Origin of the sequence: Shewanella electrica, from assembly GCF_022321485.1 — a bacterium.
Classification (GTDB): domain Bacteria; phylum Pseudomonadota; class Gammaproteobacteria; order Enterobacterales; family Shewanellaceae; genus Shewanella; species Shewanella electrica.
In genome coordinates this window covers 1-241 of record NZ_JAKOGG010000702.1, presented here as the reverse complement: position 1 = coordinate 241, position 241 = coordinate 1, and the positions used below count along the sequence as shown (strand labels likewise).

Below are 241 nucleotides of genomic sequence, written 5' to 3'. Positions count from 1 at the left end.
GACCGACTCCACCTTTTTTTGAACATGCTGCGGCCAGAACTGGAGCGGCGCTTCCGTCGTTCCTGCGGCTTGCAGCGCTTTATAGATGTCGATCAATCCGTAGCCGTAATATTTATCTTTTCCTTTGGGTCCAAGATCCACGGTGCTGCTGCGCATGATGTCCATCACCTGTTTGTTGGTGAGGTCCGGATTCTGGGAACGGATTAAGGCGGCCATGGCAGCGACATGCGGGCTTGCCATC

1 protein-coding gene is annotated in these 241 nt (G+C 54.4%); it reads right to left on the bottom strand.

From position 1 onward, the window contains the following. The coding region (locus L9G74_RS21860; RefSeq protein ID WP_238898992.1) for a S8 family serine peptidase at nt 1-241 on the bottom strand (241 nt) is incomplete at both ends.